Origin of the sequence: Streptomyces sp. NPDC048171 (assembly GCF_043202655.1) — a bacterium.
GTDB lineage: Bacteria > Actinomycetota > Actinomycetes > Streptomycetales > Streptomycetaceae > Streptomyces.
Genome location: NZ_JBIDAU010000010.1, coordinates 254,652 through 278,837, shown reverse-complemented (window position 1 = coordinate 278,837; position 24,186 = coordinate 254,652). Strand labels below are relative to the sequence as shown.

Genomic DNA, 24,186 nt, shown 5'->3' with positions numbered 1-24,186 from the left:
AAGCCTTGGCCAGAGTTTTCGCTTGAACTGCATCCTCTGCGAGATCGCCATGTCACGGAACGGCAACGGCGCCAGATGTCTACAAGAGGCGCGGTACAGTCCACTACATGTCCCTTAGTAAGGAAGATCTAGAACTCCTGGAGTACGTGTACGATCAGGCAGACGGCGATCTTGATGAGTCAGTAGATGTCTGGTCCACATTCGAGCGCGAACGATGGGGCGCCATTGCACGCCGGTTGCAAAATGCTGATTTGATCAAGTTGGCCTCTATTGCCGATGATTACAAAATAACGGCTTTCGGTCTCAATTTTGTATCTGAATTGCGTGCGAAGAGACGTAACGGTCCGGCCAGGATGAACGCACTACGCCTTGCATTGATTCATTGGCTTTACGATCACTACCTTGAAGACACTCACCCAGAGAGTACGGAAGACTTCCACACTTCGGGTCACAACCTACACATGGGACGCCCCTTCGAGGACCGGGAGCTTTTGCAGGCTATTTCATATGTATTGACGGCCCGGCTCGTCGACGGCGTGCAGGTCGACCAAAGTAGACACCTATTTCGACCGTTTCTAACACCCAAAGGCGTTGACTGCGCAGAAAGCGAGAAGACTGTGTCAGATTTCCTTAATCCGCCACCCGCCACCGGTCCAACGTTTAACGTCAGAATTGACGGATCACAGAATGTCGTTGTCGGGACTCAGTCCGGTGACTTCACTCAAAACAGTACGTCAGGCATCGACCCTGAGGTTCTGGCTCGGATCACTCACTTCGCCAATGTTGCTCGCCAGGGCATTTCCTCCTATGGCCTGGAGGAGGATCAGCAAGTCGAGGTCGAGCAAATCGCACAGGACCTGGAGGCGGAAGCCACGGGCGAGACGCCGGATCGCGGGCGCCTTCGCCGATTGACTGATCGGCTCGTGGAAGCCATTGCACCTGCTGCGGGATCCGCTCTAGGCGGCATGGTGATGGCCCTTGGTGAACAGGCATCGAGCGCAATCGCAGGATGACGCTTGGTCACGTACGGACTGAATGCGAGTGACCAGCCGGACTGGACACTCACTCCCAGCTAACGACGTCGTCACAGTCAAAGCGCCCTCCCCCGGGCCGTCCTAGGGCCGTGGAAGGGCGCTCAGTGTTGACCAACGTCGACAGCTACCGACAGCTCAGCAGCAGGTCAGGGCATTGATCGGTAAGGCGGCCGCAGGTCACGGCCGCGCGTGATCAGTTGTGGCTGTGCAGGATCTCGTTCAGGCCGCCCCACACCGCGTTGTTCGGGCGGGCCTCGACCGTGCCCGTGACCGAGTTGCGGCGGAAGAGGATGTTGGAGGCGCCGGAGAGTTCGCGGGCCTTGACGACCTGGCCGTCGGGCATCGTCACGCGGGTGCCCGCGGTGACGTAGAGGCCGGCCTCGACCACGCACTCGTCGCCGAGCGCGATGCCCACGCCCGCCTCGGCGCCGACCAGGCAGCGCTCGCCGATGACGATGCGGACGTTGCCGCCGCCGGAGAGGGTGCCCATGGTGGAGGCGCCGCCGCCGATGTCGGAGCCGTCGCCGACGACGACGCCGGCGGAGATGCGGCCCTCGACCATCGAGGTGCCCAGCGTGCCCGCGTTGAAGTTGACGAAGCCCTCGTGCATCACGGTCGTGCCCTCGGAGAGGTGCGCGCCGAGGCGGACGCGGTCGGCGTCGGCGATGCGCACGCCCTTGGGGGCGACGTAGTCCGTCATGCGCGGGAACTTGTCGATCGAGGTCACCTGGAGGTGCAGGCCCTCGGCGCGGGCGTTGAGGCGGACCTTCTCGACGTCGTCGACGGCGACCGGGCCCAGCGAGGTCCAGGCGACGTTGGCGAGGTGGGCGAAGATGCCGTCCAGGCTCTGGCCGTGCGGCTTGACCAGGCGGTGGGAGAGCAGGTGCAGGCGCAGGTAGACGTCGTGCGTGTCGACCGGCTTCTCGTCCAGCGAGGAGATGACCGTACGGACCGCGACCACCTCGACGCCGCGGCGGGCGTCCGGACCGACCGCGGCGGTCGCGCCGGCGCCGAGAAGGTCGGCGGCCTGTTCGGCCGTGAGGCGCTGGGTGCCGGACGGGCCCGGCTCGGCGGACAGTTCGGGGGCCGGGAACCAGGTGTCGAGGACGGTGCCGTCGGCGGCGATGGTGGCAAGCCCGGCGGCCACGGCGCCGGTGGTGCGGGGAGCAGTCGTGTCGGTCATGAGGGCAACCTAACCGGCCGCCGCCCACCGATGCGAGCCGACCCCGCGGCCGTCTCGCCCCGCGGGGTCACCGGCCCGGTGGGGTCGGCGGGGCCGGTGGGATCACCCGAGCCAGTACCTCCCGCGTGTACTCCTCGTCGTAGGGCGCGTCCGTCAGCAGCACCTGGAGGCAGACGCCGTCCATCACCGCGACCAGCGCCCGCGCCGTGAGCGGGTCCGTGCGGTGGGAGAGCAGGTCCGCGACGCCCTCGGCCCACTCGGCCGCCACCGGACGCAGGGCGGGGCGGCGCAGCGCGGCCAGGTACAGCTCGTACTCCAGCTCCACGCCCGTGCGGTCGCCGGCCAGCCACTCGCCGAGCACACGGGCCAGTTCGCCCGGCAGGTCGGCGTCGGGGTCGGACAGGCCCGGGTGCGCGGCCACGACCTTGGCGAAACCCTCGTTGGCCTGGCGCAGGGCGGCGACCAGCAGCTCGTCCAGGGTCGCGAAGTGGTACGTCGTCGAGCCCAGCGGTACGTCCGCCTCGGCGGCGGCCGTGCGGTGGCTGAGGCCGGCGATGCCCTTGCGGCCGACCACCCGGATCGCCGCGTCGATGAGGCGCTGGCGCCGCTCGGGGTCGTAGCGGCGGGACATCAGTGCGCGCCGCCCAGATTGAGGACGACGACGCCGATGATGATCAGCGCGATACCGGCGGCCTTGGTGAGCGTCATCCCCTCCCCCATGAACGCCACCCCGATCGTGGCGATCGCGGCCGTGCCCACGCCCGCCCAGATGGCGTAGGCGGTGCCGACGGACAGCACCTTCAGGGTCTGCGCGAGCAGCGCGAAGGAGAGCACGTACCCGAGCGCCGTCAGCAGCGAGGGGACCAGCCTGCTGAAGCCCTCGCTGTACTTCATGGCGGTGGTTCCGGCGACCTCGGCGGCGATGGCTCCGGCCAGGAGCAGATATCCCATGTGTACGAGCGTACATAACGAAGGGCCCGACAACACCAGAACGGCGACGCCCGATGGGCGTCGCCGTTCTGGAAAGCGGTGCGGCTCAGACCGTCTCAGACGTTGAAGCCGAGCGCCCGCAGCTGCTCGCGGCCGTCGTCCGTGATCTTGTCCGGGCCCCACGGCGGCATCCAGACCCAGTTGATGCGCAGCTCGCTGACGAGGCCGTCCGTGGCGGACTTGGCCTGGTCCTCGATCACATCCGTCAGCGGGCAGGCCGCCGACGTCAGGGTCATGTCGATGGTCGCGATGTTCGCGTCGTCGATGTGGACGCCGTAGATCAGGCCCAGGTTGACGACGTCGATGCCCAGCTCGGGGTCCACCACGTCCAGCAGGGCCTCGCGGACCTCCTCCTCGGAGGCAGGCTTCATTTCCACGGTCTCAGTCATGCCGTCGTCTCCTTCTCGGCGTCGGCGCCGTCCAGCGCCTGGGCCGTCGCGTCCTTCCAGGCCATCCAGCTCAGCAGGGCGCACTTGACCCGGGCCGGGTACTTCGAGACCCCGGCGAACGCGACCGCGTCCTCCAGGATCTCCTCCATCTCGTCGTCGGGCTCGATCCTGCCCTTGGACTGCATCAGCTCCAGGAAGGTCTCCTGGATCCGCTGCGCCTGGGCGAGGTCCTTGCCGACCAGCAGGTCGTTCAGCACGGAGGCGCTCGCCTGGCTGATCGAGCAGCCCTGGCCCTCGTAGCTGACGTCACTGATCGTCGTGCCGTCGTACTTCACGCGGAGGGTGATCTCGTCGCCGCATGTCGGGTTGACGTGGTGGACCTCGGCGTCGCCATCCCGCAAGCCCCGCCCGTGCGGGTGCTTGTAGTGGTCCAGGATGACTTCCTGGTACATGGAGTCCAGCTTCATGCTCTTCGCTCGTCCCGTCAGCCGAAGAAGTTCCGTACGTGCTCCAGACCGTCGACCAGTGCGTCGATCTCGGCCGGCGTGGAGTACAGATAGAACGACGCTCGCGTGGTCGCAGGAATTCCGTAGCGCAGGCAGACGGGGCGGGCGCAGTGGTGGCCGACCCGGACCGCGATGCCCTGCTCGTCGAGGACCTGGCCCACGTCGTGCGGATGGATGTCGCCGAGCGTGAAGCTGATCGCCGCGCCGCGCTCCTCGGCCGTGGTGGGACCGATGATGCGCAGGTCGGGGACCTCCAGCAACCGCTTGACCGCGTACTCGGTCAGCGCGTGCTCGTGCGCGAGGATCTTGTCCATGCCGATCGACCGCAAGTAGTCGATCGCCGCGCCCAGACCGACCGCCTGAGCGACCGGGGGCGTGCCCGCCTCGAACTTGTGCGGCGCCGGGGCGTACGTGGAGGAGTGCATCGAGACGGTCTCGATCATCTCGCCGCCGCCGAGGAACGGCGGGAGGTCCTCCAGCAGCTCCTGGCGGCCCCACAGGACGCCGATGCCGGTCGGGCCGCACATCTTGTGGCCGGTGAAGGCCACGAAGTCGGCCTGGAGCGCCTGTACGTCCAGCGGCATGTGCGGCGCGGCCTGGGAGGCGTCGACGCACACGAGCGCGCCGACCTCCTGGGCGCGGCGCACGATCGCCTCGACCGGGTTCTGGGTGCCCAGGATGTTGGAGACCAGCACGAAGGAGACGATCTTCGTCTTCTCGGTGATGACCTCGTCGATGTTGGACAGGTCGAGGCGGCCGTCGTCGGTCAGGCCGAACCAGCGGAGCTTCGCGCCGGTGCGCTGCGCGAGCAGCTGCCACGGCACGATGTTGGAGTGGTGCTCCATCTCCGTGATGACGATCTCGGTCTCGTGGTCCACGCGGTACGGCTCGTCGGCCCAGCCCAGCATGTTGGCGACGAGGTTCAGGGACTCCGAGGCGTTCTTGGTGAAGATCACCTCGTCCCGCGAGGGAGCGTTGATGAACTCCGCGACCTTGTCGCGCGCGCCCTCGTACAGCGCCGTGGCCTCCTCGGCGAGGACGTGCACACCGCGGTGGACGTTGGCGTTGTAGCGCTCGTAGTACTCGCTGAGCGCGTCCAGCACCTGTCGCGGCTTCTGGCTGGTCGCCGCGTTGTCCAGGTACACGAGCTTGCGCCCGTCGTGGACCTGACGGTCCAGGATGGGGAAGTCCTTGCGGATCGCCTCAGTGTCGAGGAGGCCCGGCAGCTGTGTCACTCGGATGCGCCACCCTTCGTGTATGCCTCGTAGCCCTCGGCCTCGAGCTTGTCGGCCAGCTCGGGGCCGCCGGACTCGGCGATCCGGCCGTTGGCGAAGACGTGGACGTGGTCGGGCTTGATGTAGCGCAGGATGCGCGTGTAGTGGGTGATCAGCAGGGTGCCGACCTCACCGGTCTCGCGGACGCGGTTGACGCCCTCGGAGACGACCCGCAGGGCGTCGACGTCGAGGCCGGAGTCGGTCTCGTCGAGGATCGCGACCTTCGGCTTGAGCAGCTCCAGCTGGAGGATCTCGTGGCGCTTCTTCTCACCGCCGGAGAAGCCCTCGTTGACGTTGCGCTCGGCGAAGGCGGGGTCCATGTTGAGGTTCTGCATGGCCTCCTTGACCTCCTTCACCCAGGTGCGCAGCTTGGGGGCCTCGCCGCGGACGGCGGTGGCGGAGGTGCGCAGGAAGTTGGAGACCGAGACGCCGGGGACCTCGACCGGGTACTGCATGGCGAGGAAGAGGCCGGCGCGGGCGCGCTCGTCGACGGACATCTCCAGGACGTCCTCGCCGTCGAGCAGGACGGTGCCGCTGGTGATCGTGTACTTGGGGTGACCCGCGAGGGAGTAGGCGAGGGTCGACTTGCCGGAGCCGTTCGGGCCCATGATGGCGTGCGTCTCGCCCTGCTTCACGGTGAGGTCGACGCCCTTGAGGATCTCCTTCGTGGCGTTGTCGGCCTCGACGGTGACGTGCAGGTCTCGGATTTCAAGCGTTGCCATGGGTGCCTCAGGACTCCTGGGTGAGGGAGACGAGCACGTCGTCCCCTTCGATCTTTACGGGGTAAACGGGGACGGGGCGCGTCGCCGGAAGACTGTCGGGCTTGCCGGAACGGAGGTCGAAGCGCGAGCCGTGCAGCCAGCACTCGATGTGGCAGTCGTCGACCTCGCCCTCGGCCAGCGAGACGTTCGCGTGCGAGCAGATGTCGTGGATCGCGAACAGCTCGCCCTCGGTCTGCACGACGGAGATCGGCGTGCCGTCGAGTTCCACCCTCTTGGGGGTGTCCTCCTCCAGCTCGTCCGCTCCACAGACGCGTACGAAGGTCATGCGACCGACGCCTCCAGCTCTTCCTCGATCTTGGCGATCAGGCGCTCCTCGATGTCCGGGACACCGATCTGCTGGACCAGTTCGGCGAAGAAGCCGCGGACCACCAGGCGGCGGGCGTCGATCTCGGGGATGCCGCGCGCCATCAGGTAGAAGAGCTGCTCGTCGTCGAAGCGGCCGGTGGCGGAGGCGTGGCCGGCGCCGACGATCTCGCCGGTCTCGATCTCCAGGTTGGGCACCGAGTCGACCCGCGCGCCGTCCGTGAGGACGAGGTTGCGGTTCATCTCGTAGGTGTCGGTGCCCTCTGCCGCGGCCTCGATCAGCACGTCGCCGATCCAGACCGCGTGCGCGTCGTCGCCCTGGAGCGCGCCCTTGTAGACGACGTTGGACTTGCAGTGCGGGACGTTGTGGTCGACCAGGAGGCGGTGCTCCTGGTGCTGGCCGGCGTCGGTGAAGTACAGGCCGAACAGCTCGGCCTCGCCGCCGGGTCCCGCGTAGGCGACGCGCGGGTGCAGCCGGACCAGGTCGCCGCCGAAGGTGACGACGAAGGACTTGAAGCCGGCGTCGCGGCCGATCAGCGCGTTGTGCTGGCCGACGTGCACGGCCTTGTCGTCCCAGTCCTGGACGGAGACGACGGTCAGCTTGGCGCCGTCGCCCAGGACGTAGTCGACGTTGGCGGCGAGCACCGCGTCACCGGTGTGGTCGATGACGACCACGGCCTCGGCGAAGGCGCCCAGCTCGACGACCTGGTGGGCGTAGGCGGTGCCGCCGTCGCCGTGCACGGCGATGCGGATCGGCTCGGTGAGGACCGTCTCCTTGGGGACGGTGATCACACCCGCCTTCTCGAACGCCGAGTACGCCTGGGCGGCGACCCGGTCCACCGGGGTACCGGCCCGGCCGATGCGCGCGTCGTCGCGGCCGACGGTCTCGACGACCACGCCCTCGGGCGCGTCGATGTCGACCTTCACGCCGTCACCGGTGGCGACCGCGGTGCCGTCGTGCAGCCCGCGCAGCCGCTCCAGCGGCGTGAACCGCCACTCCTCCTCGCGGCCGTGGGGGACCGGGAAGTCCGCCACGTCGAAGGACGCGGGCGCGCTCATGCGCGTGGCGACGGTCGACTCGGCGGCCACCGCGATCTGGCCCGCGGTGGTGGACCCCACGGGGATGTTCTGAGCCTCAGCCATGGCTGTCGGTCTGCTCTCTTCCTGCGTCAAGAAATCGGGGAGTGCTGCGAAGGACGGGCCTCAGCCGACCGCGCCTTCCATCTGCAGCTCGATCAGCCGGTTGAGCTCGAGGGCGTACTCCATGGGCAGCTCCTTGGCGATCGGCTCGACGAAGCCGCGCACGATCATCGCCATCGCCTCGAACTCGGTCAGACCGCGGCTCATCAGGTAGAAGAGCTGGTCCTCGGAGACCTTGGAGACGGTCGCCTCGTGGCCCATGGACACGTCGTCCTCGCGGACGTCCACGTAGGGGTACGTGTCGGAGCGGGAGATGGTGTCGACGAGCAGCGCGTCGCACAGCACGTTCGACTTGGAGCCGTGGGCGCCCTCGCCGATCTCGACGAGACCGCGGTAGGACGTACGGCCGCCGCCGCGCGCCACGGACTTCGAGACGATGTTGGACGACGTGTTCGGCGCCATGTGGACCATCTTGGAGCCGGCGTCCTGGTGCTGGCCCTCGCCCGCGAAGGCGATGGACAGGGTCTCGCCCTTGGCGTGCTCGCCCATCAGGTAGACGGCCGGGTACTTCATCGTCACCTTGGAGCCGATGTTGCCGTCGATCCACTCCATGGTCGCGCCCTCGTACGCCACGGCGCGCTTGGTGACCAGGTTGTAGACGTTGTTCGACCAGTTCTGGATGGTCGTGTAGCGGCAGCGGGCGTTCTTCTTGACGATGATCTCGACCACCGCGGAGTGCAGCGAGTCGCTCTTGTAGATCGGCGCCGTGCAGCCCTCGACGTAGTGCACGTAGGCACCCTCGTCGACGATGATCAGGGTCCGCTCGAACTGGCCCATGTTCTCCGTGTTGATACGGAAGTAGGCCTGGAGCGGGATCTCGACGTGCACGCCCTTCGGCACGTAGATGAAGGAGCCGCCGGACCACACCGCGCTGTTCAGCGAGGCGAACTTGTTGTCGCCGACGGGGATGACGGTCCCGAAGTACTCCTTGAAGAGCTCCGGGTGCTCCTTCAGGGCCGTGTCGGTGTCCAGGAAGATGACGCCCTGCTCCTCCAGGTCCTCGCGGATCTGGTGGTAGACGACCTCCGACTCGTACTGCGCGGCGACACCGGCGACGAGGCGCTGCTTCTCCGCCTCGGGGATGCCGAGCTTGTCGTAGGTGTTCTTGATGTCCTCGGGCAGGTCCTCCCAGGACTCCGCCTGCTTCTCGGTGGAGCGCACGAAGTACTTGATGTTGTCGAAGTCGATGCCCGACAGGTCCGAGCCCCAGTTCGGCATGGGCTTCTTCTCGAAGAGGCGCAGGCCCTTGAGGCGGAGCTTGGTCATCCACTCCGGCTCGTTCTTCTTCGCGGAGATGTCGCGGACGACGTCCTCGTTGATGCCGCGCTTGGCAGAGGCGCCGGCCGTGTCGGAGTCGGCCCAGCCGTATTCGTACTTGCCCAGGCCCTCGAGCTCGGGGTGGGCAGTCTCCGTGGGGAGAGTCATGCGGGGTTCCTCCCGGCCGTGCTTGCAGATGCGTTAGCGGTGTTCTCGGACGTGTGCGCCGCGGGCGGCGCGTGCGAGGTCTTCGGAATGAACGTGGTGCAGACCCCGTCGCCGTGCGCGATGGTCGCGAGCCGCTGTACATGCGTACCGAGCAGCTCGGCGAAAAATTCCGTCTCCGCCTCGCACAGCTGCGGAAACTGCTCTGCGACGTGGGCGACCGGGCAGTGGTGCTGGCACAGCTGCTCGCCCTGCTGCGGATGGGGTGCGCTCCGCGCGGTAGCAGCGTACCCGTCCGCGCTCAGGGCCTTGGCCAGCGCTTCGGTGCGCTGCTCGGGCGGGGCGGACTCGACCGCCTCGCGGTAGGGGCCGCCCTGGGCGGCGATCCGGGCCCTGGCGAAGGCGGCGATCGCCTGCTCCCCGCCCTCCCGCTCGGCGATCCAGCGCAGGGCGTCCACGGCCAGCTTGTCGTACGACTGGTCGAAGGCGTCGCGGCCGCAGTCGGTGAGCGCGAAGACCTTGGCGGGGCGTCCGCGGGTGCGCGTGCCGTAGACCCGCTGCTCGCGTGCCTCGACCACGTCGTCGGCGACCAGGGCGTCGAGGTGGCGCCGGACCGCCGCCTGGGTGAGGCCCAGGCGTCCGGCGAGGTCGGCGACCGTCGACGGCCCGTGGTCCAGGATGGAGCGCGCGACACGGTTGCGGGTGGACCGCTCACCGGTCGCGAGTTCCTCCTGCGGAGCCTCGCCAACGTTTTTCACAACGCCATTGTTGCGTAATTCCTCGGAGGCGGGCAAGCCGCGTCCGGATCTTCCGACGGTGCCCTGCGTCACTTAGGTATACCTAATCTGACCTGCGGAAACGATCTTTGATCGATCAATTCGGTGGCGCCCCGGACGGGCCTGCGGGACACTCCCCGGCATGCCCACACCCCCTCCGACCGGCCCACTCGTCACCCGCGGCACCATCGCAGCGGGGCTGCGCGAGCTGGGTGTGCGGACCGGCGACATCCTCCTCGCGCACACCTCCCTCAGCTCACTCGGCTGGGTCTGCGGAGGGCCGGTCGCGGTGGTCCAGGGACTGCTCGACGTCCTCGGTCCGGTCGGCACCCTGGTGGTCCCGACGCAGACGGGCGACCTGTCGGACCCGGCCCTGTGGACCAGCCCTCCGGTGCCCGAGGAGTGGTGGGACACCGTGCGCCGGGCGACCCCCGCCTACGACCCGCTGATCACACCCTCGCGCGGCGTCGGGGTGATCCCCGAGACCGTCCGCACCTGGCCCGGCGCCCTGCGCAGCGCCCATCCGCAGACCTCGTTCGCGGCCCTCGGGGCGCGCGCCGCCGAGGTGGTCGAGGGCCACGCGACCGACTGCCGGCTCGGCGAGCGCAGCCCGCTGGCCACGCTGGAACGGCTCGGCGCCCGGGTCCTGCTGCTCGGCGCGGGATACGAGGCGTGCACCGCCTTCCACCTGGCCGAGTACCGGATCCCCTCCCCTCTGGTGGAGGTGGGGCGCCCGGGTCCTGTGGGCTGGGAACGGGTGACCGAGGTGTCGATCACGTCGGACCGCTTCGACGAACTCGGCCACGACTTCGAACGCGACCGGCCGGTCGCCCGCGACACCGTCGGCGCGGCACCCGCACGCCTGTTCCCCCTGCCGGACGCGGTCGCCTACGCCGAACGGTGGCTGCCCCTGCACCGCCCCCGCGACTGACGGTCCGGCGCGCCGCCGGGTGGCGCACCCCACGCCCCGGAATCGCACCGCCCCCGCCCCGTGCGGGGGAGATCCCGTACCCCCGCGCCCGGGCGCCGCGCCGTCTCCCTAGACTCGTGACCCATGCGAAGCGAGCCCGTGGTCCAGGTGCAGGCCCTGGTGAAGCGGTACGGCACGAAGACCGCGGTGGACGGCCTGGACCTGGTGGCCGGGGCGGGCGTCACCGCCGTACTCGGCCCCAACGGAGCGGGCAAGTCGACGACCGTCGAGACCTGTGAGGGATACCGCAGGCCGGACTCCGGGACGGTGCGCGTCCTGGGCCTCGACCCGGTGGGGCAGGGCGCCGAGCTGCGGCCCCGGATCGGGGTGATGCTCCAGTCCGGCGGTGTCTACTCCGGCGCCCGGGCCGACGAGATGCTGCGCCACGTCGCGAAGCTGCACGCCCATCCTCTGGCCGTCGACGCGCTGATCGAGCGGCTCGGCCTGGGGTCGTGCGGCCGGACCACGTACCGCAGGCTCTCCGGCGGGCAGCAGCAGCGGCTCGCCCTGGCGATGGCGGTGGTCGGGCGTCCGGAACTGGTGTTCCTGGACGAGCCGACGGCCGGCCTGGACCCCCAGGCCCGCCGCGCCACCTGGGACCTGGTGCGGGACCTGCGCGGCGACGGCGTCTCCGTCATCCTCACCACCCACCACATGGACGAGGCCGAGCAGCTGGCCGACGACGTCGCCATCATCGACGCGGGCCGGGTCATCGCCCAGGGATCACCCGAAGACCTGTGCCGCGGCGGCGCCGAGAACACCCTGCGGTTCACCGGCCGGCCGGGACTTGACATGGCCTCGCTCCTCAAGGCGCTGCCCCCGGACTCCGCGGCGGCCGAGCTGACGCCGGGCTCCTACCGCGTCGTCGGCAAGGTCGACCCGCAGCTGCTCGCGACGGTGACCTCGTGGTGCGCCCAGCACGGGGTGATGCCGGACCGCATCTCGGTGGAGCGGCACACCCTGGAGGACGTGTTCCTGGAGCTGACCGGCAAGGAGTTGCGCGGGTGACCACCACGACCGGTACGTACGCACCGAAGCCCGGTGCCGCGCCCCTCGGACGCATGATCGCGGCGCAGGCGGCGCTGGAGACCAGGATGCTGCTGCGCAACGGCGAGCAGCTGCTGCTGACGGTGATCATCCCGACGCTGCTGCTCGTCCTGTTCAGCACCGTGGACATCGTCGACACCGGCACCGAGGAGGCCGTCGACTTCCTCGCCCCCGGCGTGCTCGCCCTCGCCGTCATGTCCACGGCGTTCACCGGACAGGCCATCGCCACCGGCTTCGAGCGCCGGTACGGGGTGCTGAAGCGGCTGGCCGCGTCGCCGCTGCCCCGCTGGGCGCTGATGGCCGCGAAGACGGTGTCGGTGCTGGTCACCGAGGTGCTCCAGATCGTCCTGCTGACGGTGATCGCCTTCGCGCTGGGCTGGTCGCCGCACGGCAACCCGGTGGCGGTGCTGCTGCTCCTGGTCGCCGGCACGGCGGCCTTCTCCGGGCTCGGGCTGCTCATGGCGGGCACGCTGAAGGCGGAGGCCACGCTGGCCGCCGCCAACCTGGTCTTCCTGCTGCTGCTCGTGGGCGGCGGGGTGATCGTGCCGCTGGACAGGTTCCCGGACGCCGCGCAGGACGTGCTGGGGCTGCTGCCCATCGCCGCCCTGTCGGACGGGCTGCGCGACGTGCTCCAGCACGGTGCCGGGATGCCGTGGGGGAACCTGGCGATCCTCGCCGTGTGGGCGGTCGCGGGACTCGCGGCCGCCGGGAAGTTCTTCCGCTGGGAGTAGGGCCGCGTCCCCAGGACCGACCCTCGTGAAAGCGTGCACAAGCGGACCCCTACGATGGACGGCGTGCCAAACGTGACCCGCGCCGACGCCGTAGCCGCCGTGCGCAACCCGCTCGCCTTCATCGCCGCGCGCTGGACCCCGGATCCCCGGACCGTCCGGCGGGCGGCTCTCGTCGCCCTCGTCATGTCGGTGGTCATCGTGGTGACCGGCGGCGCGGTGCGCCTGACCGGCTCGGGCCTCGGCTGCCCGACCTGGCCGAAGTGCACCGAGGACTCGCTGACCAACACCAGCGAGATGGGCGTCCACGGCGTCATCGAGTTCGGCAACCGCATGCTGGCCTACGTGCTGTGCGCGGCGGTCGGCTGGGCGATCATCGCCGCGAGGTCGCAGAAGCCGTTCCGGCGCTCGCTGACCCGGCTGGGCTGGGCGCAGTTCTGGATCGTGATGGGCAACGCGATCCTCGGCGGCATCGTGGTCCTGGTCGGTCTCAACCCGTACACGGTCGCCGCGCACTTCCTGCTGTCCAGCGCGCTGATCGCGGTCGCCACCGTGATGTGGCAGCGCACCCGGGAGGGCGACGCGGCACCCCGGCCGCTGGTCGGCAGGCCCGTGCAGCAGATGGTGTGGGTGCTGACCGTCGTCTCCGTGCTGCTGATCGCGGTCGGCACGGTCGTCACCGGCTCCGGTCCGCACGCGGGCGACTCCAGCGAGGTCGCGCGGATGCCGGTCGACTGGGAGATGGTGAGCAAGGCGCACGCCGTCCTGGCGTGGATCGTGGTGACGCTGACGTTCGCCCTGTGGTTCGTGCTGAAAGCGGTCGACGCGCCCAAGGGCCCGCTGTCCCGTACCCGTGACCTCTTCCTGGTGCTGCTCGCCCAGGGCGTCATCGGCTACGTCCAGTACTTCACCGACCTGCCCGAGGTCCTGGTCGGGCTGCACATGCTCGGCTCGTGCCTGGTGTGGATCGCGGTGCTGCGGGTGCTGCTGGCCGTGCGCGAGCGGGCGTGGGAGCCGGCGGCGGGGGTGCCGGGCCCTTCGGCGGAGGCGACGCTCAGCCGGGCCTGACCGCGCCCGCCGGGACCTGCTCCAGTCCGTAGACCCGGCCCGCGTTCCCCGACGCGATCATGGCGGCCACCCGCTGCGCGTCCCCCAGGCACCACGCCCCCTCGGCCACCCAGGTGCCCAGCACCCGGCCGAGGGCCTCGCGGAACAGGCGGGCGGCCACCACGTGCAGCTCGGGCAGGCCCTGGGCACCGCTGGAGAACAGGATCTTGCCGAAGGGCGCCAGCTCCAGGATCTCCGCGAGCACCGTCGCGGCCCGCGCGCCGGTGCGCACCAGGGCGGCGCCGGAGTCGGCGTAGACGTGCGGGAAGACGCCCGCCAGGTGGGCGGCGTGGCGGTGGTACGGATAGCCGTGCAGGAGGACCAGGTCGGTGCCGAGCCCCGCGGTGGCCCGGACGAAGTCCGTGAGCAGGACCGGGTCGGTGCGGTCGATGCGCAGGCCCGGCTCGCCGAGGCCCGCGTGCAGCTGGAGCGGCAGTCCGGAGGCGACGGCGATCCACAGCAGGTGCCGCAGCAGCACCGGGTCGCTCAGTTCCCCGCCCACCTCGCGCCCGGCCAGCCAGCGCCCGGCGGCCCCGCGCACCTCGCCGGGGCCGGGTGGTTCGGGAGCGAGCGCGAGTCCGTGCCGTACGCCCGCGACCGAGGTGAAGGCGACCGCGCCCGCGGCGGCCCCGTGCACCGCCTCGGCGAGGTTGGCGAGGAAGGACTCGACGGTGCCGGAGGTGTCGGCGACCTGTTCGGCCAGCAGTTCGAGGCGCACGATCTCGTGGGTGTCGGCGTCCGCCGCGGACGCCATCTCCCCCGGTCCGGTCAGGTCGCCGGGCAGCCCCGCGTCCACCAGGTACGTCGTGATGCCGCTGCCGCGCAGCAGCCTGCGGTCGGCCTCCATGACGCCCAGCTCGCGGCGCCGGGCCAGGTAGCGGGCGGGAGGGCAGTGCGGTTCCAGGCCGAGCAGGGGCGGGCACCAGCGGCGTACCGCGAAGCCGGTCTGGGTGTCGAAGAGGGTGGTGCCCGGCGCGGGCGGACCCTCGGTGCGGGCCAGCTGGGCCTCGAAGGTGCCGAGGCCCAGCTCCGTTCTCAGGACGCCGTGGCAGTACTGGTCCACCAGGGACGGCGTTTCGATCATCCGGACTCCCCCGTGACGGGACCGCGGGCCGTCACGGCTCGTGCGCCGTACGGCTTCCTACGGTCCTAACGGGTGAACCCGGTCTCAGGTGTTGCTCGGACCGCCGACCTGGATGCCGGCCATGCGCGACCACTCGTAGCGGCCCGTCGTCACCTTCGCGGCGAACTCGCCGTCGAAGTCCGCGTGGACGGTGAGTCCGGACTTCTCCACGGCCTGCCGGGCCGTCTCGTGGGAGCGCGCGACCAGGTCTCCCCAGGCGCCGTCCTCGCCCACGAGGACGATCCGGGCGCCGCGCTCACCGAGGTAGGCCACCTGGGCCTCGGCGCCGCCGTGCGCCTTGGAGAAGGAGTCGATCGACCGGGCGAGGCGCGCCACCCGGCGCTCGGCGCGCCGGTCGGCCTTCGGGTCCCCCTGCTGCGTGTCCACCTGCTGCGTGTCTGCCATGACCAGGATGCTACCGACGGGTAGATCGAACGGCGACGGGCGGGGGGGGGGGGGGGGGGGCCCCCCCCCCCCCCCCCCCCCCCCCCCCGTCGGACACAGCCCCGGAGGGCTCAGCGCAGGAAGGGGTCCACCGCGATCGCGAGGAACAGCACCGACACGTAGGTGATGGACCAGTGGAAGAGCCGCATCTCCTTGAGCTTGCCGCCCGTGACCTCGGCCTTGGCGCGGTTCTGCAGCCCGTGCGCCTCCCAGAGCCACATGCCGCCCGCCACCAGGGCGACGGCCGTGTAGAACCAGCCGGTGTAGCCCAGCGGGGTCAGCAGCAGCGACACCACGACCATCACCCAGCTGTAGATGACGATCTGCCGTGCGACCACCTTGTTGGACGCGATGACCGGGAGCATCGGCACGCCCACGCGCGCGTAGTCCTCCTTGACCTTCATGGACAGCGGCCAGTAGTGCGGCGGCGTCCAGAAGAACATCACCCCGAAGAGGATGATCGGCGCCCAGGACATCGAGTTGGTCACGGCCGACCAGCCGATGAGCACCGGGAGACAGCCGGCGATGCCGCCCCAGACGATGTTCTGCGAGGTGCGGCGCTTGAGGATCATCGTGTAGACGACCACATAGAAGAGGAGCGCGCCGAGCGAGAGCCAGGCCGACAGCCAGTTGACGGTGAGGCCGAACAGCAGGGTGGAGACGACGGCCAGGGTGATGCCGAAGACGAGGCATTCCACCGGGCTGACCATGCCGGTCACCAGGGGGCGCTGCGAGGTGCGGTCCATCAACGCGTCGATGTCGCGGTCGATGTACATGTTCAGCGCGTTCGCGCCGCCGGCCGAGAGGTAACCGCCGACGCAGGTCAGCAGCACCAGCCCCAGATCCGGAACACCCTGTTCGGCGAGGAACATCACCGGAACCGTGGTGATCAGCAGAAGCTCGATGATCCGCGGCTTGGTCAGCGCCACGAACGCCTTGACACGGGCCCCGAACGGCCGGTGACTCGGGCTCTGGCTCGTCCCGATTACCCCCGCAGGACGGGATTCAACGGCCGTCACGCACACCCCTGACAGAGACATCCCAGCAAGCCCGACCGTGTGAAGTGGCGGTAAAGGCTCGCGCGTACCACGCCACTTTAGACGTTGCCCATACCTCGGCCTTCGCGGGGGTGGGGTCGTGTTGGAAGGGGTGCTCCGACGTGCGTTCGGAGAGTCGATTGAGCAGTCAGATGAGCGGCTCCGTATTCACATGCCGAATGCGGTTTCGCCCAGTCGACAGGCGGATCGAGAAGAGTCCCGGCAGTCTGGATTCCAGCGGAAAAACGCACGTACTTACGGGGGTAGGCTCGACAGCGGCCGGCCGGTCTCACGGACGCGCCGGCAGCCGGTGGGCGCCCACGTGCACCGGCATCCGACATGTGGAGAGGAGCCCTGACTCAGGGTGAGCACCAAGCCGACCACCACAGACCTCGAGTGGACCGAACTGGACCAGCGGGCCGTGGACACCGCCCGCGTCCTGGCCGCCGATGCCGTACAGAAGGTTGGCAACGGCCATCCGGGTACGGCGATGAGCCTGGCGCCCGCCGCCTACACCCTCTTCCAGAAGGTGATGCGGCACGACCCCGCCGACGCGAACTGGGTCGGACGCGACCGCTTCGTGCTGTCCGCCGGCCACTCGTCCCTGACCCTCTACACCCAGCTGTACCTGGCCGGCTTCGGTCTGGAGCTGGCGGACCTGGAGTCCTTCCGCACCTGGGGCTCCAAGACCCCCGGGCACCCGGAGTACGGCCACACCACGGGCGTGGAGACGACGACCGGCCCGCTGGGCCAGGGTGTCGCCAACGCGGTGGGCATGGCGATGGCCGCGCGGTACGAGCGCGGTCTGTTCGACCCGGAGGCCGCCGAGGGCACCTCCCCGTTCGACCACTTCATCTACTGCATCGCCGGTGACGGCTGCCTCCAGGAGGGCATCTCCTCCGAGGCGTCCTCCCTCGCGGGCCACCAGAAGCTCGGCAACCTGGTCCTGCTGTGGGACGACAACCACATCTCCATCGAGGGTGACACGGAGACCGCCGTCTCCGAGGACACCTGCAAGCGCTACGAGGCGTACGGCTGGCACGTGCAGCGCGTCGCCCCGAAGCCGGACGGGGACCTGGACCCGAACGCGCTCTACGACGCCATCGAGGCGGCGAAGAAGGTCACCGACCGGCCGTCCTTCATCGCCATGCGCTCGATCATCGCCTGGCCCGCCCCGAACGCGCAGAACACCGAGGCCGCCCACGGCTCGGCGCTCGGCGACGAGGAGGTCGCGGCCACCAAGCGCGTCCTGGGCTTCGACCCGGAGAAGTCCTTCGAGGTCTCCGACGAGGTCATCGAGCACACCCGCGGCGCCCTGGAGCGCGGCCGGGCGGCCCGTGCCGTGTGGGAGAAGTCCTTCCAGCAGTGGCGGGACAACAACCCCGACCGCGCCGCCGAGTACGAGCGTGTCGCCCGGGGAGAGCTGCCCAAGGGCTGGGAGGAGAAGATCCCGGTCTTCGAGACGGGCAAGGGCGTCGCCACCCGCGCCGCGTCCGGCAAGGTGCTCCAGGCGCTCGGCGCGTTCGTGCCCGAGCTGTGGGGCGGCTCGGCCGACCTGGCCGGCTCGAACAACACGACGATCGACAAGACGTCCTCCTTCCTCCCGGCGGGCAACCCGCTGCCCGAGGCGGACCCGTACGGCCGCACCATCCACTTCGGCATCCGCGAGCACGCGATGGCCGCGGAGATGAACGGCATCGCGCTGCACGGCAACACCCGCATCTACGGCGGAACGTTCCTGGTCTTCTCCGACTACATGCGCAACGCCGTGCGCCTGTCGGCGCTGATGCACCTGCCGGTGACGTACGTGTGGACGCACGACTCCATCGGTCTCGGCGAGGACGGCCCGACCCACCAGCCGGTCGAGCACCTCGCCTCGCTGCGCGCCATCCCGGGTCTGAACGTGGTCCGTCCGGCGGACGCCAACGAGACGGCGATCGCCTGGCGCGAGATCCTGCGCCGCTGGACGAAGGAGTTCGGCAAGGGCCAGCCGCACGGTCTGGCGCTGACCCGCCAGGGCGTGCCGACGTACGAGCCCAACGACGACGCCGCCAAGGGCGGCTACGTGCTGTTCGAGGCCGAGGGAGGCGACGCCGAGGTCGTGCTCGTCGCCACCGGCTCCGAGGTCCACGTCGCCGTGGATGCCCGCGAGCGGCTCCAGGCCGACGGTGTGCCCACGCGTGTGGTGTCGATGCCGTCCGTCGAGTGGTTCGAGCAGCAGGACCAGGGGTACCGGGACAGCGTCCTGCCCCCGTCCGTGCGTGCCCGTGTCGCGGTCGAGGCCGGTATCGGCCTGACGTGGCACAAGTACGTGGGAGACTCCGGCCGCATCGTCTCGCTGGAGCACTTCGGTGCCTCGGCCGACGGCAAGGTGCTCTTCAAGGAGTTCGGCTTCACCGCCGAGAACGTGGCCGACGCCGCGCGGGAATCCCTCGCCGCGGCTCGGCGCTGACGCCCGTATACGACACGTAGGAGATGCAATTTCCATGACAGACGCACTCAAGCGCCTCTCCGATGAAGGCGTGGCGATCTGGCTGGACGACCTGTCCCGCAAGCGGATCACGTCCGGCAACCTCGCCGAGCTGATCGACCAGCAGCACGTCGTGGGCGTCACCACCAACCCGTCGATCTTCCAGAAGGCGATCTCCCAGGGCGACGGGTACGACCAGCAGCTCGCCGATCTCGCCGTCCGCGGGGTCACGGTCGAAGAGGCCATCCGCATGATCACCACGGCGGACGTCCGCGACGCCGCCGACATCCTGCGCCCCGTCTTCGACTCCACCGGCGGCAAGGACGGCCGGGTCTCCATCGAGGTGGACCCGCGCCTGGCGCACAACACCCACGCGACGGTGGCCGAGGCCAAGCAGCTGGCCTGGCTGGTGGACCGGCCGAACACCTTCATCAAGATCCCGGCCACCGAGGCGGGCCTGCCGGCGATCGCCGAGACCATCGGTCTGGGCATCAGCGTCAACGTCACGCTGATCTTCTCGCTGGAGCGCTACCGCAAGGTCATGGACGCCTTCCAGACCGGCCTGGAGAAGGCCAAGGAACGCGGCCTGGACCTCTCGCAGATCCACTCCGTGGCGTCCTTCTTCGTGTCGCGCGTGGACACCGAGATCGACAAGCGGATCGACGCGCTCGGCACCGACGAGGCCAAGGCCGCGCGCGGCAAGGCCGCCGTCGCCAACGCCCGCCTCGCCTACCAGGCGTACGAGGAGCTCTTCTCCACCGACCGCTGGGCGGCCCTGGAGAAGGCCGGCGCCAACAAGCAGCGTCCGCTGTGGGCGTCGACCGGCGTCAAGGACAAGGCGTACAGCGACACCATGTACGTCACCGACCTGGTCGCGCCGAACACGGTGAACACCATGCCGGAGGCCACCCTGCTGGCCACCGAGGACCACGGCGAGATCACCGGCGACACCGTCACCGGCGGCACCTACGAGCAGGCCCGTGCCGACATCGACGCGGTCGAGAAGCTCGGGATCTCCTACGACGAGGTGGTCCAGCTCCTGGAGGACGAGGGCGTCGAGAAGTTCGAGGCGTCCTGGAACGACCTGCTCAAGTCCACGGAGGCGGAGCTCAAGCGCCTCGCTCCCTCGAAGGGCTGAGAATTGTCAAGCAGCAACCCGCTGCGTGACCCCGCAGACCGACGGCTCCCGCGTATCGCGGGGCCGTCGGGTCTGGTCATCTTCGGCGTCACCGGCGACCTCTCCCGCAAGAAGCTCATGCCCGCCGTGTACGACCTCGCCAACCGGGGTCTGCTGCCGCCGGGCTTCTCGCTCGTCGGATTCGCCCGCCGCGACTGGGAACACGAGGACTTCGCCCAGGTCGTGCACGACGCCGTCAAGGAGCACTCCCGTACGCCGTTCCGCGAGGAGGTCTGGCAGCAGCTCATCCAGGGGATGCGCTTCGTCCAGGGCACCTTCGACGACGACGAGGCCTTCGAGCGGCTGCGCGGCACCATCGAGGAGCTGGACAAGGCACAGGGGACGGGCGGCAACTTCGCCTTCTACCTCTCGGTGCCGCCGAAGTCCTTCCCGGTCGTCATCCAGCAGCTGAAGAAGCACGGGCTGGCCGACCAGTCGAGCGGCTCCTGGCGCCGCGCGGTGATCGAGAAGCCGTTCGGCCACGACCTGAAGTCGGCCGAGGAACTGAACGCGATCGTCCACGAGGTCTTCGGCTCCGACCAGGTCTTCCGCATCGACCACTACCTGGGCAAGGAGACCGTCCAGAACATCCTGGCGCTGCGGTTCGCCAACACGATGTTCGAGCCGATCTGGAACCGGTCGTACGTCGACCACGTGCAGATCACGATGGCCGAGGACATCGGCATCGGCGGCCGGGCCGGCTACTACGACGGCATCGGCGCCGCCCGTGACGTCATCCAGAACCACCTCCTCCAGCTGCTCGCGCTGACCGCCATGGAGGAGCCCGCCTCCTTCGACGCGGACGCGCTGGCCGCCGAGAAGACCAAGGTGCTCGGCGCGGTCCGGATCCCGAAGGACCTGGGCCGGGACACCGTGCACGCCCAGTACGCGGCCGGGTGGCAGGGCGGCGCGAAGGCCGTCGGCTACCTGGAGGAAGAGGGCATCGACCCCAAGTCGAAGACCGACACCTACGCCGCGATCAAGGTCGGCATCGACAACCGCCGCTGGGCGGGCGTCCCCTTCTACCTGCGCACCGGCAAGCGTCTGGGCCGCCGCGTCACGGAGATCGCGGTCGTCTTCCAGCGGGCCCCGCACTCCCCCTTCGACACGACGGCCACCGAGGAGCTGGGCTCGAACGCGATCGTCATCCGCGTCCAGCCCGACGAGGGCGTCACGGTCCGGTTCGGCTCCAAGGTGCCGGGCACGTCGATGGAGATCCGGGACGTGTCCATGGACTTCGCGTACGGCGAGTCCTTCACGGAGTCCAGCCCCGAGGCGTACGAGCGCCTCATCCTGGACGTGCTGCTCGGCGACGCGAACCTCTTCCCGCGCACGGAGGAGGTCGAGCTGTCCTGGAAGATCCTCGACCCGATCGAGGTGTACTGGGACCAGCACGGCACCCCGGCCCAGTACCCGGCCGGCACCTGGGGCCCCGTCGAGGCCGACGACATGCTGGAGCGAGACGGACGGAGCTGGCGCCGCCCATGAAGACGGACCTCACGGACACCACGGCCAGCAAGATCAACAAGGCGTTGGTCCTCGGCCGCCGGGCCATCGGCACCCCGGCCATCGGCATGGTGCTGACGCTGGTCATCGTCACCGACGAGGAGAACGCCTACGACGCGCTGAAGGCCGCGAGCGACGCCGCGCACGAGCACCCCTCGCGCACGCTCGTCGTCATCAAACGCGTCTCGCGCTCACCCCGGGACCGGACCAGGTCGCGGCTGGACGCCGAGGTGCGCCTCGGCGCCGACGCGGGCACCGGCGAGACGATCGTGCTGCGGCTGTACGGCGACGTCGTCGACCACGCCCAGTCGGTGGTCCTGCCGCTGCTGCTGCCGGACGCGCCGGTCGTGGTGTGGTGGCCGGTGAACGCGCCGCTGGACCCGGCCCGGGACCCGCTCGGCGCCCTCGCCCAGCGCCGGGTCACCGACACCTACGCCTGCGAGGAGCCGGTACGGGAGCTTGCGGCCCGCGCCGACGCCTACGCGCCGGGCGACACCGACCTGTCCTGGACCCGCATCACGCCGTGGCGCTCGATGCTGGCGGCGGCCCTGGACCAGGTCGACTGCCAGGTGCAGGCGGTCGAGGTGGAGGGCGAGGAGTTCAATCCGAGCTGCGAGCTGCTGGCGATGTGGCTGGCGGACCGGCTGGACGTCCCGGTGAAGCGCTCCGCGTCGAGCGGCCCGGGGCTGACGGCGGTCCGGATGGACACCGACTGCGGTCCGGTCGTCCTGGACCGGGCCGACGGGTCGCTCGCGAACCTGTCGATCCAGGGCCAGCCGTCCCGCGCGGTGGCGCTCAAGCGCCGCGACACGGCCGAGCTGATCGCGGAGGAGCTGCGGCGCCTCGACCCGGACGACACCTACGCCTCGGCGCTCCGCTACGGGGTGGAACGGCTGAACGCCCCGGCCAAAGGAGGCCCCGACGGCCAGGAGGGCGCCGTCGCGGTCGCCGCTCCCGTCGAAACGGTCGCGAAGGCCCGCGCGAAGGACGCGGCGCAGGAGAAGACACCGGTGAGGAAGGCGGCGGCGAAGTGAGCGAGACCCCTCAGCTGGTCGTGCACCGCGACAAAGAGCTGATGGCCGAGGCCGCCGCGGCTCGCCTCATCACGAAGATCGTGGACGCGCAGGCCTCCCGGGGCAGCGCGTCCGTGGTCCTCACCGGCGGGCGCAACGGCAACGGCCTGCTCGCGGCACTCGCCGGGTCCCCGGCCCGGGACGCGATCGACTGGAGCCGTCTCGACCTGTGGTGGGGCGACGAGCGCTTCCTGCCCGAGGGCGACCCGGAGCGCAACGTCACCCAGGCACGCCAGGCGCTGCTGGACTCGGTGCCGCTGGACCCGAAGCGGGTGCACGCGATGCCGGCGTCCGACGGCCCGCACGGCGCCGACGCGGAGGCCGCGGCGGCGGCGTACGCGCGGGAGCTGGCCGAGGCGTCCGTCCCCGAGAACCACGCCGCGGTGCCGTCCTTCGACGTCCTGCTGCTGGGCGTCGGCCCGGACACGCACGTCGCCTCCCTGTTCCCGGAGCACCCGGGCGTGCGGGAGACGGAGCGCACGGTGATCGGCGTCCACGGCTCCCCCAAGCCGCCGCCCACCCGCGTCTCGCTCACCCTGCCCGCGATCCGCGCGGCCCGCGAGGTGTGGCTGCTCGCGGCGGGCGAGGACAAGGCGAACGCGGTCGCGATGGCCCTGTCGGGGGCGGGCGAGATCCAGGCCCCGGCGGCCGGTGCGAAGGGCCGCGCCCGCACCCTGTGGCTGCTGGACTCGGCGGCGGCGTCGCAGTTGCCGAGGTCGTTGTACCCGCCGGCGTCGGCGTAGGCCCGGCCCGTCCGGCGTCGGAGGGGAGGGGCGGAAGAATCCGCCCCTCCCCTCACTTCACCGACCCCGCCATGACCCCCTGTACGAAGTGCCGCTGGAAGGCGAAGAACACGACCACCGGCACGACGAGCGACAGGAAGGCTCCCGGCGCCAGCACGTCGATGTTGCTTCCGAACTGCCGGATCTGCGACTGGAGTTCCACGGTCAGCGGCTGCGCCGAGCTGTCCGCGAACAGCAGCGCCACCAGCATGTCGTTCCACACCCACAGGAACTGGAAGATGGCGAGGCTGGCGATGGCCGGCCGCCCCACCGGCAGCACCAGGCGGATGAAGATCCGCCACTCGGTGCCGCCGTCCATGCGGGCGGCCTCCAGCATCTCCTTGGGCATCTCGGCGAAGTAGTTCCGCAGCAGGAACACCGCGAACGGCAGCCCGTACGCCACGTGGAACAGCACCACGCCCGGGATGGTCCCGAACAGCCCCAGCTGCCCGAAGAGCTTGGCGACCGGCAGCAGCCCGATCTGCACGGGCACCACCAGCAGCGCCACGACGATCAGGAAGATCGCCTCGCGCCCCGGGAAGTCCAGCCACGCGAAGGCGTACCCGGCGAGCGCCCCGACGACCACGACGAGCACCGTCGTCGGCACGGAGATCAGCACCGTGTTCCAGAAGGCCTGGGTGATGCCCGAGTTGCCCAGCAGCGCCGAGTAGTTGTCGAGGGACAGCTGCCCGGGGCTGGCCAGCGCCGTCCACCAGCCGCCCTCCGCCGTCTCCTCGGCCGACCGGAGAGAGGAGAGGAAGAGCCCGGCCAGCGGCGTCATCCACACGAGACCGACGAGCACGAGGAAGGCCTGGACGACTCCGTTGCCCAGATACCGCCGGACGGCGTTCATCGCTGACTCC

25 protein-coding genes are annotated in these 24,186 nt (G+C 69.9%); 10 read left to right on the top strand and 15 right to left on the bottom strand.

Going from position 1 to position 24,186, the window contains the following annotated elements; genetic code table 11:
• Positions 1-107 precede the first annotated feature (107 nt).
• On the top strand, positions 108-1,013 hold the full coding sequence (locus ACGF3J_RS28315) for a hypothetical protein (RefSeq protein WP_161330766.1): 906 nt from the start codon (positions 108-110) through the stop codon (positions 1,011-1,013).
• 214 nt (positions 1,014-1,227) lie between these two features.
• Here the strand turns inward: ACGF3J_RS28315 and dapD are convergent, their stop codons facing one another.
• The 11 genes from dapD to ACGF3J_RS28260 form a co-directional block, all read right to left on the bottom strand.
• Entirely contained in the window at positions 1,228-2,217 is a 990-nt protein-coding gene (gene dapD, locus ACGF3J_RS28310; protein WP_122614846.1) for a 2,3,4,5-tetrahydropyridine-2,6-dicarboxylate N-succinyltransferase, read from the bottom strand.
• Positions 2,218-2,284: 67 nt separating this feature from the next.
• On the bottom strand, positions 2,285-2,848 hold the full coding sequence (locus ACGF3J_RS28305) for a TetR/AcrR family transcriptional regulator (protein ID WP_161330767.1): 564 nt from the start codon (positions 2,846-2,848) through the stop codon (positions 2,285-2,287).
• A complete protein-coding gene (locus ACGF3J_RS28300) occupies positions 2,848-3,168 on the bottom strand; it encodes a multidrug efflux SMR transporter (protein WP_125493823.1) in 321 nt (106 codons plus the stop codon). Before ACGF3J_RS28300 ends, ACGF3J_RS28305 begins: the two co-directional genes overlap by 1 nt.
• Before the next feature lie 95 nt (positions 3,169-3,263).
• Positions 3,264-3,596, bottom strand: a complete 333-nt coding sequence (locus tag ACGF3J_RS28295) for a metal-sulfur cluster assembly factor (RefSeq protein ID WP_064727279.1) — start codon at positions 3,594-3,596, stop codon at positions 3,264-3,266.
• A complete protein-coding gene (sufU, locus tag ACGF3J_RS28290) occupies positions 3,593-4,063 on the bottom strand; it encodes a Fe-S cluster assembly sulfur transfer protein SufU (protein WP_161329142.1) in 471 nt (156 codons plus the stop codon). The genes ACGF3J_RS28295 and sufU overlap by 4 nt, the downstream gene beginning before the upstream one ends.
• Positions 4,064-4,080: 17 nt before the next feature.
• Positions 4,081-5,337: a cysteine desulfurase gene (locus ACGF3J_RS28285; RefSeq protein ID WP_161329141.1), complete on the bottom strand. Its 1,257-nt coding sequence runs from the start codon at positions 5,335-5,337 to the stop codon at positions 4,081-4,083.
• Positions 5,334-6,098, bottom strand: a complete 765-nt coding sequence (gene sufC / locus ACGF3J_RS28280) for a Fe-S cluster assembly ATPase SufC (RefSeq protein WP_114531887.1) — start codon at positions 6,096-6,098, stop codon at positions 5,334-5,336. The genes ACGF3J_RS28285 and sufC overlap by 4 nt, the downstream gene beginning before the upstream one ends.
• Before the next feature lie 7 nt (positions 6,099-6,105).
• Positions 6,106-6,423 carry a non-heme iron oxygenase ferredoxin subunit gene (locus tag ACGF3J_RS28275; RefSeq protein ID WP_114531888.1) on the bottom strand — a complete coding sequence of 106 codons (318 nt, stop codon included), beginning with the start codon at positions 6,421-6,423 and terminating at the stop codon, positions 6,106-6,108.
• On the bottom strand, positions 6,420-7,604 hold the full coding sequence (gene sufD / locus ACGF3J_RS28270) for a Fe-S cluster assembly protein SufD (RefSeq protein WP_161329140.1): 1,185 nt from the start codon (positions 7,602-7,604) through the stop codon (positions 6,420-6,422). The genes ACGF3J_RS28275 and sufD overlap by 4 nt, the downstream gene beginning before the upstream one ends.
• Positions 7,605-7,664: 60 nt before the next feature.
• The gene (gene sufB / locus ACGF3J_RS28265; protein WP_122614852.1) at positions 7,665-9,086 is read right to left on the bottom strand and encodes a Fe-S cluster assembly protein SufB; all 1,422 of its coding nucleotides are present in this window, start codon (positions 9,084-9,086) and stop codon (positions 7,665-7,667) included.
• The gene (locus tag ACGF3J_RS28260; RefSeq protein WP_161329139.1) at positions 9,083-9,841 is read right to left on the bottom strand and encodes a metalloregulator ArsR/SmtB family transcription factor; all 759 of its coding nucleotides are present in this window, start codon (positions 9,839-9,841) and stop codon (positions 9,083-9,085) included. Before ACGF3J_RS28260 ends, sufB begins: the two co-directional genes overlap by 4 nt.
• A gap of 160 nt (positions 9,842-10,001) precedes the next feature.
• Between ACGF3J_RS28260 and ACGF3J_RS28255 the strand changes: the two genes are divergently transcribed.
• The 4 genes from ACGF3J_RS28255 (at position 10,002) to ACGF3J_RS28240 (ending at position 13,672) form a co-directional block, all read left to right on the top strand.
• Positions 10,002-10,790 (top strand): aminoglycoside N(3)-acetyltransferase, encoded by a 789-nt coding sequence (locus ACGF3J_RS28255; RefSeq protein ID WP_161329138.1) that lies wholly within the window; start codon positions 10,002-10,004, stop codon positions 10,788-10,790.
• 123 nt (positions 10,791-10,913) lie between these two features.
• Positions 10,914-11,837 carry an ABC transporter ATP-binding protein gene (locus ACGF3J_RS28250; protein ID WP_393855021.1) on the top strand — a complete coding sequence of 308 codons (924 nt, stop codon included), beginning with the start codon at positions 10,914-10,916 and terminating at the stop codon, positions 11,835-11,837.
• A 53-nt stretch (positions 11,838-11,890) separates the two neighbouring features.
• The gene (locus tag ACGF3J_RS28245; RefSeq protein WP_202558187.1) at positions 11,891-12,607 is read left to right on the top strand and encodes an ABC transporter permease; all 717 of its coding nucleotides are present in this window, start codon (positions 11,891-11,893) and stop codon (positions 12,605-12,607) included.
• A 54-nt stretch (positions 12,608-12,661) separates the two neighbouring features.
• Positions 12,662-13,672: a heme A synthase gene (locus ACGF3J_RS28240; protein ID WP_161329135.1), complete on the top strand. Its 1,011-nt coding sequence runs from the start codon at positions 12,662-12,664 to the stop codon at positions 13,670-13,672.
• On the opposite strand, the gene ACGF3J_RS28235 is transcribed toward ACGF3J_RS28240, so the two are convergent.
• The 3 genes from ACGF3J_RS28235 to ACGF3J_RS28225 form a co-directional block, all read right to left on the bottom strand.
• Complete coding sequence (locus ACGF3J_RS28235; protein ID WP_386933515.1) at positions 13,659-14,795, bottom strand: amidohydrolase family protein; 1,137 nt, start codon at positions 14,793-14,795, stop codon at positions 13,659-13,661. The two genes, ACGF3J_RS28240 and ACGF3J_RS28235, sit on opposite strands and share 14 nt — an antisense overlap.
• Positions 14,796-14,879: 84 nt before the next feature.
• Complete coding sequence (locus tag ACGF3J_RS28230) at positions 14,880-15,239, bottom strand: hypothetical protein (protein ID WP_393855020.1); 360 nt, start codon at positions 15,237-15,239, stop codon at positions 14,880-14,882.
• Between the two features lie 110 nt (positions 15,240-15,349).
• Positions 15,350-16,318: a heme o synthase gene (locus tag ACGF3J_RS28225; protein ID WP_202559145.1), complete on the bottom strand. Its 969-nt coding sequence runs from the start codon at positions 16,316-16,318 to the stop codon at positions 15,350-15,352.
• Positions 16,319-16,679: 361 nt separating this feature from the next.
• Here ACGF3J_RS28225 and tkt point away from each other — a divergent pair, with 361 nt between their 5' ends.
• From tkt to pgl, 5 genes are read left to right on the top strand one after another with little or no spacing between them, the layout of a single operon-like run.
• The gene (gene tkt, locus ACGF3J_RS28220) at positions 16,680-18,767 is read left to right on the top strand and encodes a transketolase (RefSeq protein ID WP_393855019.1); all 2,088 of its coding nucleotides are present in this window, start codon (positions 16,680-16,682) and stop codon (positions 18,765-18,767) included.
• A 34-nt stretch (positions 18,768-18,801) separates the two neighbouring features.
• Positions 18,802-19,923: a transaldolase gene (tal, locus tag ACGF3J_RS28215; RefSeq protein ID WP_161332848.1), complete on the top strand. Its 1,122-nt coding sequence runs from the start codon at positions 18,802-18,804 to the stop codon at positions 19,921-19,923.
• A 3-nt stretch (positions 19,924-19,926) separates the two neighbouring features.
• Entirely contained in the window at positions 19,927-21,450 is a 1,524-nt protein-coding gene (zwf, locus tag ACGF3J_RS28210; RefSeq protein WP_161332847.1) for a glucose-6-phosphate dehydrogenase, read from the top strand.
• On the top strand, positions 21,447-22,502 hold the full coding sequence (opcA, locus tag ACGF3J_RS28205; protein WP_161332846.1) for a glucose-6-phosphate dehydrogenase assembly protein OpcA: 1,056 nt from the start codon (positions 21,447-21,449) through the stop codon (positions 22,500-22,502). The genes zwf and opcA overlap by 4 nt, the downstream gene beginning before the upstream one ends.
• Positions 22,499-23,284, top strand: coding sequence for a 6-phosphogluconolactonase (gene pgl / locus ACGF3J_RS28200; RefSeq protein ID WP_161332845.1), 786 nt, complete (start codon positions 22,499-22,501; stop codon positions 23,282-23,284). The genes opcA and pgl overlap by 4 nt, the downstream gene beginning before the upstream one ends.
• A gap of 52 nt (positions 23,285-23,336) precedes the next feature.
• On the opposite strand, the gene ACGF3J_RS28195 is transcribed toward pgl, so the two are convergent.
• Positions 23,337-24,176 (bottom strand): carbohydrate ABC transporter permease, encoded by an 840-nt coding sequence (locus ACGF3J_RS28195; protein ID WP_125492569.1) that lies wholly within the window; start codon positions 24,174-24,176, stop codon positions 23,337-23,339.
• Positions 24,177-24,186 lie beyond the last annotated feature (10 nt).